The following is a 13,637-nucleotide window of genomic DNA, read 5'->3' as shown; positions in this document are numbered from 1 at the left end:
AACCACCTGATCCCATCCCGAACTCAGCAGTGAAACGATGCATCGCCGATGGTAGTGTGGGGTTTCCCCATGTGAGAGTAGGTCATCGTCAAGATTAAATTCCGAAACCCCTATCTGCGCACGCAGGTAGGGGTTTTGTTTTTGCATCTCATACCACAGGCTTATCGGCTCGTCGGTAACTTGTAGGAGCGAGCTTGAACTGGTCAAGTAATCCCGGACACCGGTTACTTGACCAGTTCAGCTCGCTCGCGAAGAGCGCCAGGGCACCGCGTGGCCCCAGGCAGCCAGCGTCAGCGTTAAAGACCATCGTCGGAACGCCGCCCGGAGCAAGCTCGCTCCTACAAGATCAATTCGGTCGAGACTCGGCGATCGCTCCGGTGCGGGCGATCACGGTCAGGATCGACAGCGCGGCGATCACCAACCCCGGTGAAGTTGCCAGCAGCACGCCAGTGGTGCCGGCCCCGGTGGCAAGGATCTGGCCGGCGGCCAGGGGACCTGCCACCGAGCCGAGCCGGCCGATGGCCACGGCCGCGCCGACGCCGGTGGCGCGCACCGAAGTCGGGTAGGAAGGGGGTGCCAGTGCATACAGCACAAGCTGTGCAGCCATGACGAACAGCCCGACGGCAAACCCCGCGATTGCCATTGGCACGATACCCACCGACAGGCCGACCCCGGCCAGTGCCGCCAACACTCCTGCGTACACGAACAGGATCACTTTCAGGCCGTTGCAGCGGTCCAGCATCACCCCGCCAAGCAGCGAACCAATGGCGCCGCCCAGGTTGAACAGCATCTGCACCATGCCTGCCTGGGGCTTGGTGAAACCCTGTTCCAGCAACAGCGAGGGCAGCCAGTTGAGCAGCATGTACATCACGGTCAGGGTGAAGAAGTAGCTCAACCACAAGGCCAGCGTGCTGCGTGCGCGTCCTTCGCCGAACAGCGCCTGGGCGGTAGACGACCGTGGGCTGACGGTCGTGGCGTGGTGCTGGCGGAACGCAGTGGATTCGGGCAGCAGCAGGGCCATCAGCGGCACCACCAGCAAGGGCGTCAGGCCGCCGATGATAAAGGTGGTTTGCCAGTGTTCACTGGAAAACATTGCCACCACTGCCGCCAGCGCGCCACCCAGGGGCACGCCGCAGTACATGACGCTGATGGCGGTGCCGCGATGGCGCTCGCTCACGGCCTCGGCACACAGGGCAATCAGGTTGGGCAGTGCGGCGCCCAGGCCCAGGCCGGTCATGAAGCGCACCAGCAGCAGGCTGGAATAGCTCTCGACATAGGCGGTGCAAAGGGAAAAGACACCGAACAGCAACACGGCGCCGACGAGGATTTTCTTGCGGCCGATACGATCGGCTACCCAGCCGCCAAAAAATGCGCCTGGCAACAGGCCAATGATTCCGGCGCTGAACACCCAGCCCATCATCTTCGGGTCCAGGGCAAAGCTCTGGCGCAATCCTGCGGCAGCGGTGCCGGCAGCTTGCAGATCGAACCCCTCGATCAGCGCAACGATAAAGCACAAAGCGATTGTCAGCGTCGAGCGACGCGATGGACTGTCCATGGGTGAACCTCATTGTTGTTTTTGTTATGCAGTCGAGCCCTCCGTGCGTTGGGAGCGCCGTCAATGACCGCCGGCGATTAAGATAACAAAGATAACTAAAAAAAGAATGGTGTCGTAAAATCAGCGTAAATAAAGAATAAAGCGATAAAAAACAGTTTGTTATGGATTTGTTGGAGATAATTTTTAAAAATAGATAATAATATTAATGTTCGATAATCGATCATCTGCGATTGACGACGCCCCTTGGCTGTTTCCATTCTCTGATCGTGAAGCCGGCAGTCCCGTGCGGGTCCGGCACCAGAAAAACAATAAAAAGTGGACATCGAACATGCCAAAACGCCCCATGAACACCGGTTCAGTAGCGTCGCTCTCCTGCGTCTCCAGTCTCCATCCCGGGTGGGTCGTGGCGCTGCTTGGTGTCAGCGTTCTGCCCTTTCAGTTGCGGGCCGAAGGATTTATCGAGGACAGTCACGCAAACTTGACCCTGCGCAATTACTACCTGGACCGTGAATACCAGGACGGCGGCGCCAAGACTGCCGCGCGGGAATGGGCTCAGGGTTTCATCATGGGCATGGAGTCCGGGTTTACCGAGGGAACTGTGGGCTTTGGTCTGGACGTGCGGGGGCTGTTGGGGGTCAAGCTCGACTCCGCTCCGGATCGCAGCGGCACCGAACTGTTGCCGGTGTCGGCAAGCGACAAGCGCGCGGCGGATGACTATTCGCGGCTGGCTCCGACGGCCAAGCTGCGGTTTGCCCAGACAACGATCAAGAGTGGCGATGTCTCGATCTTCCTGCCGTTTGCCTTTGCCAGCCCGTCGCGACTGCTGCCTCAGACCTTTCGCGGCACCACGCTCAGTTCCAGGGACATCGATGGTCTGACCCTGAATACCGGTTACATCGATCGTATCAACAAGCGCGATTCCACGGACTATCAGGCCATGACCATCGCCTCGCCGAACGGGCGTTTCAACGGCGCTGCCACCACCTCGCATCTGGCGTACGTAGGGGGTGATTATCAGGTCAACAAAGAACTCAGTCTGCGCGCCTACCATGCCGTGGTGGCCGACCTGTACCAACAGGACACTCTGGCATTGCTGCACAACCTATCGCTCGGCGAAGGCGTGTTCACCAGTGACTTGCGCAGTTTTTTCAGCCGCGAGGATGGCAGCGCCAAGGCGGGCAGGGTGGACAACCGCAACCTCTCGTCATTGTTCGGCTACCGCTTCGGCGGGCATCGAGTGAGCCTTGGCTACATGCACTCCAGCGGCGACACGGCAACGCCCTACATCTCTGGCACCGAGTTGATGGGTATGAGCGAACAGACCATGGCTTCGGATTTTCTCAACGCCAAGGAGCGCACCTGGCAAGCGATCTATGACTACGACTTCGTCGCATCCGGAGTGCCCGGTTTGAAGGGAAGGTTGCGTTACGTGCGCGGCGACAATATCGAACTGGCCGCCTTCAACGCCGAGGACCGCAAGGAGCGCGAATTCCAGATGGAACTGGGTTATGTGATTCAGAGCGGCCCGCTGAAAAACCTCGGGCTGTTGGCGCGCAAGGCGATCTATCGCAATGACTTCCCGAGCGGTACGGCGTTTCGTGATGAAAACCAGACCCGGTTCCAAGTGCTTTACACCTTGCCGATCTGGTAGTGCCGGGTTGCTCGATGTTCCTTGCCGGCCACTCCTCGGAGGTGTGCCGGCATAACGCGTTCAGTCCTGGTAAACCTTTCTCAGCAAGCGCAGCAACTCCTCGCGCTCTTCGCCGGTCAGCGTTGAAGTGGAGTCGAAATCGCTTTGCGCGGCGATCTGCTTGAGCTCCTTGAGCAAGGTTTCGCCGGTCTTGCTCAGGAAGATTCCATAGGAGCGTTTGTCCGGCTTGCAGCGCACCCGCACCGCCAGCGCGCGGCTTTCCAGCTTATTGAGCAGCGGCACCACCTGCGGCGGCTCGATGGCTAGGGCCCGGGCCAGGTCGGCCTGCATCAGCCCCGGATTCTGCTCGATGATCGCCAGGGCCGAGAACTGCGCGGGGCGCAGGTCGTGGGCTGACAGGCGACCGATCAGGTTCTGGAACAGTTTGAGTTGGGCGCGCCGCATCGCGTAGCCGATCAGGTCATCCAGTGCCGAATCCAACGGTGCCTGCATCTCGGCGGTGGCGGACGGGGACTCGCTCTGATCGGCGAGGGGAGAAGGCTTGGCCATTGCGGGTGAATCCTGAACAGTTGGAGGTTAACAAACGTATCCAGTTTGCCGGGGTTGGCCGCTGATAGCTATGCCCGTCGTTCATGGCGATGGGATCGGAGGATATTTCAGGGTGGATAAAAAATGGTTAATTTGATTAACAGTTAATTGACATAACTAAATGGGTCCTTTAATTTCCAGTCATCTTCAAGCCAAGAACAAGAGAGCATCGCCATGAGCAACTACGAAGGTCGCTGGACAACCGTCAAGGTCGAGATCGAAGAAGGCATCGCCTGGGTCATTCTCAATCGCCCGGAAAAACGCAACGCCATGTGCCCGACACTCAACCGGGAAATGATCGATGTACTGGAAACCCTGGAGCAGGATCCGGCGGCTGGCGTGCTGGTGCTGACCGGTGCCGGCGATGCCTGGACCGCGGGCATGGACCTCAAGGAGTATTTCCGCGAAGTGGACGCGGGCCCGGAGATCCTCCAGGAAAAAATCCGCCGCGAAGCGTCGCAATGGCAATGGAAACTGCTGCGCATGTACGCCAAGCCAACCATCGCCATGGTCAACGGCTGGTGTTTCGGTGGCGGCTTCAGCCCGCTGGTGGCCTGTGACCTGGCGATCTGCGCCGACGAAGCGACCTTCGGCCTCTCGGAAATCAACTGGGGCATCCCGCCGGGCAACCTGGTGAGCAAGGCCATGGCCGACACCGTGGGCCATCGTCAGTCGCTGTACTACATCATGACCGGCAAGACCTTCGGAGGGCAGAAAGCCGCCGAGATGGGCCTGGTCAACGAAAGCGTACCCCTGGCGCAACTGCGTGAAGTCACCGTGGATCTGGCGCGCAACCTGCTGGAGAAAAACCCGGTGGTGCTGCGTGCGGCCAAGCATGGCTTCAAGCGCTGCCGCGAGCTGACCTGGGAGCAGAACGAGGACTACCTGTACGCCAAGCTTGACCAGTCACGCCTGCTCGACACCGAAGGTGGCCGCGAGCAGGGCATGAAGCAGTTCCTCGACGACAAGAGCATCAAGCCCGGTCTGCAGACCTACAAACGCTGAGTCTGATCGCCGGGTGCATGTCCGCCCCGGCGCTTCATATCGCTCGAATGCATTCCCGATAAAGACAATAAAGAGGAATCAACATGCTGGACGTGCCCCTGCTGATCGGCGGCCAGTCGCTGCCTGCCCGCGACGGTCGGACCTTCGAACGCCGCAACCCGGTGACCGGTGAAGTGGTATCGCGGGTTGCCGCCGCCACCCTGGAAGATGCCGACGCCGCAGTGGCTGCGGCCCAGGCAGCGTTTCCCGCCTGGGCCGCTCTGGCGCCCAATGAACGTCGCAGCCGTTTGCTCAAGGCCGCCGAGCAGTTGCAGGCGCGCAGCGACGAGTTCATTGCCGCGGCCGGTGAAACCGGGGCCATGGCCAACTGGTACGGATTCAACGTGCGGCTGGCGGCCAACATGCTGCGTGAAGCGGCATCGATGACCACCCAGATCAATGGTGAAGTCATCCCTTCGGATGTGCCGGGCAGTTTTGCCATGGCCCTGCGCCAACCCTGCGGCGTGGTGCTGGGGATCGCCCCGTGGAATGCTCCGGTGATTCTCGCCACCCGCGCCATCGCCATGCCGCTGGCGTGCGGCAACACCGTGGTGCTCAAGGCCTCCGAACTTAGCCCGGCGGTGCACCGCCTGATCGGCCAGGTCTTGCAGGATGCCGGCTTGGGGGATGGCGTGGTCAATGTCATCAGCAATGCCCCGGCGGATGCCCCGGCGATTGTCGAGCGGCTGATCGCCAACCCGGCGGTGCGACGGGTCAACTTCACAGGTTCGACCCATGTCGGGCGCATCGTCGGCGAGCTCTCGGCACGCCATCTCAAGCCGGCCTTGCTGGAGCTGGGCGGCAAGGCGCCGTTGCTGGTGCTCGATGATGCCGACCTGGATGCGGCGGTCGAGGCAGCCGCTTTCGGCGCGTACTTCAATCAGGGGCAGATCTGCATGTCCACCGAGCGACTGATCGTCGATGCCAAGGTCGCCGATGCTTTTGTCACCAGGCTGGCGGCCAAGGTCGAGACACTGCGCGCCGGTGATCCCGCGCTGGCGGACTCGGTACTCGGTTCGCTGGTGGATGCCAGTGCCGGAACGCGCATCAAGGGGTTGATCGACGATGCCCTGGGCAAGGGCGCGCGGCTGGTGGTCGGCGGACAGTTGGACGGCAGCATTTTGCAGCCGACCCTGCTCGATGGCGTCAACGAGACCATGCGTCTGTATCGCGAAGAGTCTTTCGGCCCGGTGGCGGTGTTGTTGCGCGCTGAGGGTGATGAAGCGTTGTTGCGTCTGGCCAACGATTCCGAGTTCGGGCTGTCGGCGGCGATCTTCAGCCGCGATACCGGGCGCGCCCTGGCTTTGGCCCAACGAGTCGAGTCGGGCATCTGCCATATCAATGGCCCGACCGTGCACGACGAAGCGCAAATGCCCTTCGGCGGGGTCAAGTCCAGCGGCTACGGCAGCTTTGGCGGCAAGGCGTCCATCGAGCATTTCACCCAGTTGCGCTGGGTCACCTTGCAGCATGGACCGCGGCATTACCCGATCTGAACCGCAGAAATAACAATAAAAAGGCGGCAGCCACCACCATGCCCATTCGAGCGGCCTGGTGGTAGCGTGCCTTGATGGAGAACAAGCACGTGAGTTCCGAATTCAGATCGCAACCCCACACCGAGGCCGGCGCGCCGCGCTACCGTCATGTGTCCATCGGTCGCGCAGCGGTCGAGGTGACAGAACAGCAGGGCGCATTGCACATTCGTTCCCTGGAGCCATTGGCCGAGTATCCGCCGCGGTTGCTCAACCGTTTGGTGCATTGGGCCCGTGTGCGTCCAGAGCAGACCTTTATCGCCGCCCGCCAGGCCGACGGTAACTGGCGCCGGGTCAGTTACGCCGAGATGCTCGACAGTGTCCGGGCGATTGCCCAGAGCTTACTGAGTTACGGCCTGTCCGCAGAGAAACCGCTGGTGCTGCTCTCGGGCAATGACATCGAGCATTTGCAGCTCGCCTTCGGCGCCCTGTATGCGGGCATTCCCTACTGCCCGGTGTCGCCGGCCTATTCGCTGCTGTCCCAGGATTTCGCCAAGCTGCGTCACGTCTGCGACCTGCTGCAACCCGGCCTGGTATTTGTCAGTGATGCCTCGACCTACCAGCGTGCCATCGATGCCGTGCTACCCACTGAAACGCCCATGATTACCGTCCGGGGCGAAGTAGCGGGGCGTCGTCAGGTCAGCTTTGCCAGCCTGCTCGAGCAGCCGGGCGGGGCCGAGGCCGATGCCGCGTTTGCCAGCACGGGGCCGGACAGCATCGCCAAGTTCCTGTTCACCTCCGGCTCGACCAAGCTGCCCAAGGCGGTGATCACCACCCAGCGCATGCTGTGCGCCAACCAGCAGATGCTGTTGCAGACGTTTCCGGTGTTCGGCGAAGAACCGCCGGTGCTGGTGGACTGGCTGCCGTGGAACCACACCTTCGGTGGTAGCCATAACGTTGGCATCGTGCTCTACAACGGTGGCAGCTTTTACCTGGATGACGGCAAGCCGACGGCGCAGGGTTTCGCGCAGACCCTGCGTAACCTCAAGGAAGTGTCGCCCACCGCCTACCTGACCGTGCCCAAGGGCTGGGAAGAGCTGGCCTCGGCACTGGAACAGGACGCGGAGCTGCGGGAGATCTTTTTCAAACGCATCAGCCTGTTCTTCTTTGCCGCTGCCGGTCTGTCGCAAAGTGTCTGGGACCGACTCGACCGGATCAGCGAACAGCACTGCGGCGAGCGTATCCGCATGATGGCCGGGCTCGGCATGACCGAGGCTTCGCCGTCTTGCACCTTCACCACCGGGCCGTTGTCCATGGCCGGTTATGTCGGCTTGCCGGCGCCCGGTTGCGAGGTGCGCCTGGTGCCGGTGGACGGCAAACTGGAAGGGCGCTTTCGTGGGCCGCACATCATGCCCGGCTACTGGCGGTCACCGCAGCAGACGCGCGATGCGTTCGACCCGCAGGGCTTCTACTGTTCCGGCGATGCGCTCAAGCTCGCCGACCCGCGCGATCCGCAATTGGGGCTGATGTTCGACGGGCGCATCGCCGAAGATTTCAAGTTGTCATCCGGGGTGTTCGTCAGCGTCGGACCTTTGCGCAGCCGGGCGGTGCTCGAAGGTTCGCCCTTTGTCCAGGACCTGGTGGTGACCGCGCCGGATCGGGAATGCCTGGGCGCGCTGGTCTTTGCGCGAATGTTTGAATGTCGACGGCTGTCAGGGCTGGCAGCCAGTGCCAGCGACACCGAGGTGCTGGCCAGCGCGCCGGTGCGCGAGTGGTTCGCCGGCTGGTTGCAGCGACTCAATCGCGACGCCTCCGGTAATGCCAGTCGCCTGGAGTGGATCGCCTTGCTCGACGAGCCGGCGTCCATCGACCGGGGTGAAATCACCGACAAGGGCTCGATCAATCAGCGTGCGGTATTGCAGTGGCGCGCGGAACAGGTCGAGGCGCTGTATCGGGGGCTCGATCCGGCCATCCTGCGTGCCGGGGTGAAGTCGTGAGTGCAGGCGAGCGGCGCTATTGATCGAGAACCTGACCCCGCTGGTCCAGTTTATTTCGTCGTCTTGATTGGGAATGCCAAGCTAGGTGGCGTTACGTTAGACGGCAAGGAGACATCATGACGGTCAAGCGTATGGACAACGTCGGCATCGTTGTAGACGACATCGACGCTGCCATTGAGTTCTTCACCGAACTAGGCCTCGAACTCGAGGGGCGCGCCCCCATCGAAGGCGACTGGGCAGATGGCGTCACGGGATTGCGCGACATGCGCGTCGAGATTGCCATGATGCGTACGCCGGACGGTCACAGCCGGCTCGAGTTATCCCGATTCCTCGCACCACCTGTGGTCGCCGATCACCGCAGCGCCCCGGTGAATGCCCTCGGTTACCTGCGCGTCATGTTCACAGTGGAGGACATCGACGACACGCTCGCCAGGCTCCACAAACGCGGCGCGCAGCTCGTCGGCAAAGTGGTCCGGTACGAAGACACGTATCGGCTCTGCTACATACGGGGGCCCGAAGGCATTCTCATCGGGCTGGCCCAGGAGCTCGGGCAGCACGTTTCTCGATGAGCTCATCGCTGGAGGGGCGCCTCTGTGCCCGGCACCTGGTCGGCACTGGCCACCTGGTCCGCGGGCCAGTCGAGGAACGGGCAGATCGAATAGAAGTGCTCGCTGTAAGAGGGCTCGCCGGGCAACAGCGCGCCATGCACCGAGGCATTGCCGGCAGGCTGGACCGGAACCTGAACTGCTGTGACTTCAGGTGCGAAAACAGGACTGGAGGGGTAAATCGGCAAGGGTTCATGAGGTTTTTCATCAATCCGGGCAAGTACGCCATGTCACTCAACATCGCCGGAGAGCGTTTGTTTAAAGGCGTTTAAGGTTGCTTCATGCAAGCTACAAGACCTTGCGCCATTGCCTACGGTTACGCCAGAATCCGCCGGCTTGTGCGCCTTGGAGGCCATCGGTAACTTGATTCGTGTCACTGCCCATCAGTGATCGGGTTTAGTCGCCCGTTGGTTTCACGAAGCGTATTTGCATCCAGTCAGTCAGGTCATTTCATGCCTGCACTTCATGGTAGCTGTGCGCAGGGCGCCTTCGGGCGCGCCGGTTTCGTGTCTCCCCGGTCGACTAACCTGCGTACAGCTGCCACCCACCTTGTTTAGTCGCAAGTCGGTGATGGCTCCATTTTTTGGAGACAGAAATATGTTCAAGGTAACGCCAAACCCGCCGGACGCCGATCCGGTCTCCCTAAATGAACCCGACTCAACCAGGCTCAACGAAGCCGCCCTCGATTGTCACATCCCCTCGATTGCCGATATCAAAGCCACACCCCGCGCACCCAGCAGCATGTTCACCGTGGACCCGCAGGCGAGTCCCGAAACCTTGATGGTTTATCTGGTCGAAACCCTCGCGTCGGTCGATGTGATGGTCCATCAGTTGGTGGATCATCTGGACGGTGGGTCGCGCAATGCGCTGCTGGGCATTTCCAACAGCGTGATGCTGGCGGAGATCACGGCGAACCGGGTGCTGGATCAAATCGACCCGTAGGAGCGAGCTTGCTCGCGATGGAGGCCAACGATGACGCGGGAAACCAGACTTACCGCAGCGTCCTCTGGTTTTTCGCGAGCAAGCTCGCTCCTACAGGAGATCACGGCGAACCGGGTGCTGGATCAAATCGACCCGTAGGAGCGAGCTTGCTCGCGATGAAGGCCAATGATGACGCGGGAAACCAGACTTACCGCAGCGTCCTCTGGTTTTTCGCGAGCAAGCTCGCTCCTACAGGAGATCACGGCGAACCGGGTGCTGGATCAAATCGACCCGTAGGAGCGAGCTTGCTCGCGATGGAGGCCAACGATGACGCGGGAAACCAGACTTACCGCAGCGTCCTCTGGTTTTTCGCGAGCAAGCTCGCTCCTACAAGGGAGCCGGCGTGTGATTTGGGAGTGAAAGCAATGGACCCGCCAGGGCGGCGGGTCCGAAGGGGGATCAAAGCTTCGGCAATTGTCCGATGCGGCCCATCATTTCGGTCACGATCTGCAGGTCCAGCAGGAACTGCTCGGTGGTCTTGAACTCGTTGTCGTTGTGACCGGTGTATTTGACCTCCGGCATGGCCAGGCCGAACTGCACGCCGTTGGGCAGTTCATGCACGGACGTGGCGCCCGCGGAGGTGCCGAACTTGTGTTCCATGCCGAGGTTTTCGCTGGCCACCGCGAGCAGGGCCTTGACCCATTCACCCTCGGGGTTGCGGTACATCGGTTTGGCAATCGACAGGTCGAAGGTTGGTGCGATGCTGGTCTTCTTGCTCCAGGCGTCCAGTTTTGCGGCGATTTCGGACTTGAGCACTTCCGGTGTCTTGCCCTTCGGCACGCGCAGGTTGACCGCGAGTTTGAAGGCTGTGTCATCCATCCCGACATAGGTCAGGGAGGTGGTCAGCGGGCCCATGAACTCATCGGCAAAACCGACCCCCAACTTGCCGCCCAGGTAGTCCAGCCCCCAGTTGTCGGCGGCGTAGCGGGCGGCGTCAGTGATCTGGTTGTGCTTTACCGCGACCTTGCCATCGAGGCTATTGATGAAGTCGAGCATCCTCGCCACCGGGTTGATGCCGGACTCGGGCTCGGAGGAGTGCGCGGACACACCGGTGACCGTCAGTTTGACGTCCTTGCCGTCGACCTTGGCAGTGACCTCGAAGTTACCGCCATTGCGCTTGGCATAGTCAGTGCCGGCCTTTTGCAGGCTGGCGACCAGTTCGGCGGGCTTGTCGGTCACCAGGGTCGCGACCGATGTCGACGGAATCTGGTTGGTGGCCAGGCCGCCGGTCATCGAGGTGATTTCTGCGCCCTTGCCTTGTGCGGCACGCTTGGCGAAGCTGGCCATGACCGTACCGTAGCCTTTTTCGGCGATCACCACCGGATAGCCGCCATCCAGCGCCAGATTGTAGTTGGGCGTCGGATTGCGTTCGAAGTAGTAGGGGATGGCGTCACCCGTGGTCTCTTCGGTGGTGTCGACCAGCAGCTTGAAGTGTCTGGCCAGCGGCAACTGCTCTTCTTTAATGATCTTCATGGCGTAGAGCGCGACCACGATGCCGTTCTTGTCATCTTCAGTGCCGCGGCCATACATGCGATCACCGATCAGGGTGACCTTGAACGGATCGAGGCGGGTGCCGTCCTGCAGCACCCAGTTCTCGGGCGTCACCGGCACCACATCGGCATGGGCGTGAATGCCCACGACTTCATCGCCAGCGCCTTCCAGGGAGATTTCATAGACACGGTTATCGACGTTGCGAAAGTTCAGGTTGAACGCCAGGGCGAGGCCCTTGATCTTCTCGGCAATCTTGAGAAATTCGGGATTGTCGTGCTGGGCAACACCATCCACGCGTACGGTTGGAATGGCCACCAGCTCCTTCAGGGTTTCGGTGGCCGCGCTGCCGTATTTCACCCGGGCGTAGAGGCCAAGCAGGCGATGAATTTCGTTTTGCTGCCCGGCGCCAAGCGTCTTGTTGCCCAGGAATGCACGGATGGCCGGGCCGAGGTTGTCGGTTTTGGCGATATCGCTCTTGGACAAGTCGCCCAGGAACTGTCTGAAATCCTTGACCGATGCATCACTGAAGGTCTTGAGGATGATCGCGCTCTGTTGTGGCGTGTTGTTGGCGTGGGCAGCGGTGGTGAACGATGAAAGGCTGGCGAGCATGAGGGTGGTCGCAGCCAGGTGCTTGAGTGAAAAATCCATTGCTGGGGGCATTCCTTTGCAGGCGGTTTGTAAGAAATATCTGATCGTTTGATCAGAAACTTTTCAAAACTAACACCACGAGCGTGTGAAACGGGAGCCCCTGAAGTGGGATCTGTCGCACAGAAATGCAAAAGCGGCGCAGAAACGAAAAACCGCTCTATCAATGCTTACATTCCGACATCACCACGTGGCAGGTATTCGGCGTGCCGCCGGATCGGCCCGCATAGTGGATGCAATTATCCAGGGATTTCTGGCGAGCCATGTCCAGGGTGTCCGCCCAGGCGAGGCCGCCTTCGCCGACAGTGGGAAGGGCTTTTGCATAGCAGGTTGAACCCGTGTCTGGAGCTGAATAGCGAGCTGTGGTGGCTTTGCCTGAACATCCCGCTGTCAGTGCCAGATCGATGGCGAGCAGGGAAAGCAGGATCCATGACGAGCATTGACGCGCAGTTTTTCCCGTCATCCCGGTTCCCCTGTAGCAAGAGGCGTAGTTGAGATCGTACCTGGCCCGATCAGGGCTGGGCACACTCTTTCTCTGAGCCTATCCTTGCGGCACCGATCCTGCCGCACCTTTCGTCTACTTCCCAATCATTAGCTGAGTCCGTGCGCCAGGCGTGAGGGCAGCCTGGCCTGAACGGGAAAACCCATCCGGATTGGCATAGGCCGCCATCACACTCCCGATGGTCAATCAAACGGCTGACGCTAGCGCTTGATCTGAGAAATCTTCGTTCCCTCGATGCTGACCCCCACCATCAGCCCTTGCTGGTCGAAGATGAACGCGTAGGCGTCGTCTTTGAGCGTCGAGCTGGACAGGTTCTTCGCAACCCCTGCATTCACTAAAACAACCGTTGGCCCTACACCGATTTCCCAGCCCTTGGTGTCGGCCAGATATTTCACGGCATTATCGGTCATCAGGAAAACCACATAGCCATACGACTGGGCGCCGGCCTGCAGCCCCCATGAACCGCTGACGGAGTTGTAGTAACTCTCGACTTTCGAGCCTTTCATCAGTACGCCTTCGCCATAGCTGCCGCCGAACACAAGACCGGCCTTGATGATGTTCGGGAAAACAAGCGCCGCTTTGGCTTTGTGCGAGATGGTTTCGGAAAAAGGATTGGTCTTGTAGAGCGTTAGCAACGCTTGTCGAGAGTCGGCATTCAGATCCTCGGCGGTGGCCGCTCCTGCAGTGTTCAGGAAACTGGCCGATGCCAATGATGCCGTCACGAGGAAGATCGACAGGAAGAACCGCATTGATTGAGTCATTTGCCTACTCCGCCGAGGGAGCATTGGATGAGAGCAGTGGCAAGCGCCTGCGTCAGGCAGGAACCGAATCCGCTGAGGTTATCCGGCGCACCCTGAAGTGTGTGAATTGCAGGCATCGCTCTTGAATGAAGTTGGCTCGGGGCCACTGATCATTTGCGATGCCTTCAGCTGTTATGACCACTGCGTAATGACCGGGTTCGCTGTCAGTTTTGCTTCTGGCCTCTGGCGTCCAGTATTTTCACACCGTGATTTCGGGTGGTGGCCGATAACACCGGCCTGAACGCAAAGTCGAAGTGCTGTTGGCATCCGCAGCATTGATGTTCTGATTGAGTCGGCTGAGTAGGGCGG

General features: G+C 60.5%; 11 protein-coding genes and 1 rRNA gene. 7 read left to right on the top strand and 5 right to left on the bottom strand.

Annotated elements, in window-relative coordinates; genetic code table 11:
- Positions 1-94: ribosomal RNA gene (gene rrf / locus C8K63_RS29635) — 5S ribosomal RNA — on the top strand; the annotation flags it as partial.
- Positions 95-346: 252 nt separating this feature from the next.
- Here the strand turns inward: rrf and mhpT are convergent.
- Positions 347-1,555, bottom strand: coding sequence for a 3-(3-hydroxy-phenyl)propionate transporter MhpT (gene mhpT / locus C8K63_RS29630; RefSeq protein WP_108219921.1), 1,209 nt, complete (start codon positions 1,553-1,555; stop codon positions 347-349).
- Positions 1,556-1,898: 343 nt separating this feature from the next.
- Between mhpT and C8K63_RS29625 the strand changes: the two genes are divergently transcribed.
- A complete protein-coding gene (locus C8K63_RS29625) occupies positions 1,899-3,206 on the top strand; it encodes an OprD family porin (protein WP_256595035.1) in 1,308 nt (435 codons plus the stop codon).
- Between the two features lie 60 nt (positions 3,207-3,266).
- On the opposite strand, the gene C8K63_RS29620 is transcribed toward C8K63_RS29625, so the two are convergent.
- The gene (locus C8K63_RS29620; RefSeq protein ID WP_108219919.1) at positions 3,267-3,755 is read right to left on the bottom strand and encodes a MarR family winged helix-turn-helix transcriptional regulator; all 489 of its coding nucleotides are present in this window, start codon (positions 3,753-3,755) and stop codon (positions 3,267-3,269) included.
- A gap of 213 nt (positions 3,756-3,968) precedes the next feature.
- Between C8K63_RS29620 and C8K63_RS29615 the strand changes: the two genes are divergently transcribed.
- From C8K63_RS29615 to C8K63_RS29590, 5 genes are all read left to right on the top strand, one after another.
- Positions 3,969-4,799, top strand: coding sequence for a p-hydroxycinnamoyl CoA hydratase/lyase (locus C8K63_RS29615; protein ID WP_108219918.1), 831 nt, complete (start codon positions 3,969-3,971; stop codon positions 4,797-4,799).
- An 83-nt stretch (positions 4,800-4,882) separates the two neighbouring features.
- Positions 4,883-6,331 (top strand): aldehyde dehydrogenase, encoded by a 1,449-nt coding sequence (locus tag C8K63_RS29610; protein WP_108219917.1) that lies wholly within the window; start codon positions 4,883-4,885, stop codon positions 6,329-6,331.
- Between the two features lie 89 nt (positions 6,332-6,420).
- On the top strand, positions 6,421-8,304 hold the full coding sequence (locus C8K63_RS29605) for a feruloyl-CoA synthase (protein WP_108219923.1): 1,884 nt from the start codon (positions 6,421-6,423) through the stop codon (positions 8,302-8,304).
- Positions 8,305-8,420: 116 nt separating this feature from the next.
- Positions 8,421-8,873, top strand: a complete 453-nt coding sequence (locus C8K63_RS29600) for a VOC family protein (protein ID WP_108219916.1) — start codon at positions 8,421-8,423, stop codon at positions 8,871-8,873.
- 633 nt (positions 8,874-9,506) lie between these two features.
- A complete protein-coding gene (locus tag C8K63_RS29590; protein WP_108219915.1) occupies positions 9,507-9,851 on the top strand; it encodes a DUF6124 family protein in 345 nt (114 codons plus the stop codon).
- A 438-nt stretch (positions 9,852-10,289) separates the two neighbouring features.
- On the opposite strand, the gene C8K63_RS29580 is transcribed toward C8K63_RS29590, so the two are convergent.
- The 3 genes from C8K63_RS29580 to C8K63_RS29570 form a co-directional block, all read right to left on the bottom strand.
- Positions 10,290-12,029, bottom strand: coding sequence for a dipeptidase (locus tag C8K63_RS29580; RefSeq protein ID WP_108219913.1), 1,740 nt, complete (start codon positions 12,027-12,029; stop codon positions 10,290-10,292).
- 160 nt (positions 12,030-12,189) lie between these two features.
- Positions 12,190-12,489 (bottom strand): hypothetical protein, encoded by a 300-nt coding sequence (locus C8K63_RS29575; RefSeq protein WP_108219912.1) that lies wholly within the window; start codon positions 12,487-12,489, stop codon positions 12,190-12,192.
- A 239-nt stretch (positions 12,490-12,728) separates the two neighbouring features.
- Complete coding sequence (locus C8K63_RS29570; RefSeq protein ID WP_108219911.1) at positions 12,729-13,289, bottom strand: YSC84-related protein; 561 nt, start codon at positions 13,287-13,289, stop codon at positions 12,729-12,731.
- Between the last annotated feature and the right edge of the window lie 348 nt (positions 13,290-13,637).

It is taken from the genome of Pseudomonas sp. GV085, from assembly GCF_003050925.1.
In the GTDB taxonomy this organism is placed as follows: Bacteria; Pseudomonadota; Gammaproteobacteria; order Pseudomonadales; family Pseudomonadaceae; genus Aquipseudomonas.
Note: the sequence above shows the minus strand (reverse complement) of the source record. Positions and strands in the feature narration are given on the sequence as shown.

Excerpts from the sequence above, each read along its gene's own strand:
- C8K63_RS29625 (WP_256595035.1), top strand. The coding sequence starts at position 1,899 with ATGAACACCGGTTCAGTAGCGTCGCTCTCCTGCGTCTCCAGTCTCCAT.
- C8K63_RS29580 (WP_108219913.1), bottom strand. The coding sequence starts at position 12,029 with ATGGATTTTTCACTCAAGCACCTGGCTGCGACCACCCTCATGCTCGCC.
- C8K63_RS29615 (WP_108219918.1), top strand. The coding sequence starts at position 3,969 with ATGAGCAACTACGAAGGTCGCTGGACAACCGTCAAGGTCGAGATCGAA.
- C8K63_RS29575 (WP_108219912.1), bottom strand. The coding sequence starts at position 12,489 with ATGACGGGAAAAACTGCGCGTCAATGCTCGTCATGGATCCTGCTTTCC.
- C8K63_RS29570 (WP_108219911.1), bottom strand. The coding sequence starts at position 13,289 with ATGACTCAATCAATGCGGTTCTTCCTGTCGATCTTCCTCGTGACGGCA.
- C8K63_RS29610 (WP_108219917.1), top strand. The coding sequence starts at position 4,883 with ATGCTGGACGTGCCCCTGCTGATCGGCGGCCAGTCGCTGCCTGCCCGC.
- C8K63_RS29590 (WP_108219915.1), top strand. The coding sequence starts at position 9,507 with ATGTTCAAGGTAACGCCAAACCCGCCGGACGCCGATCCGGTCTCCCTA.
- C8K63_RS29600 (WP_108219916.1), top strand. The coding sequence starts at position 8,421 with ATGACGGTCAAGCGTATGGACAACGTCGGCATCGTTGTAGACGACATC.
- C8K63_RS29620 (WP_108219919.1), bottom strand. The coding sequence starts at position 3,755 with ATGGCCAAGCCTTCTCCCCTCGCCGATCAGAGCGAGTCCCCGTCCGCC.
- mhpT (WP_108219921.1), bottom strand. The coding sequence starts at position 1,555 with ATGGACAGTCCATCGCGTCGCTCGACGCTGACAATCGCTTTGTGCTTT.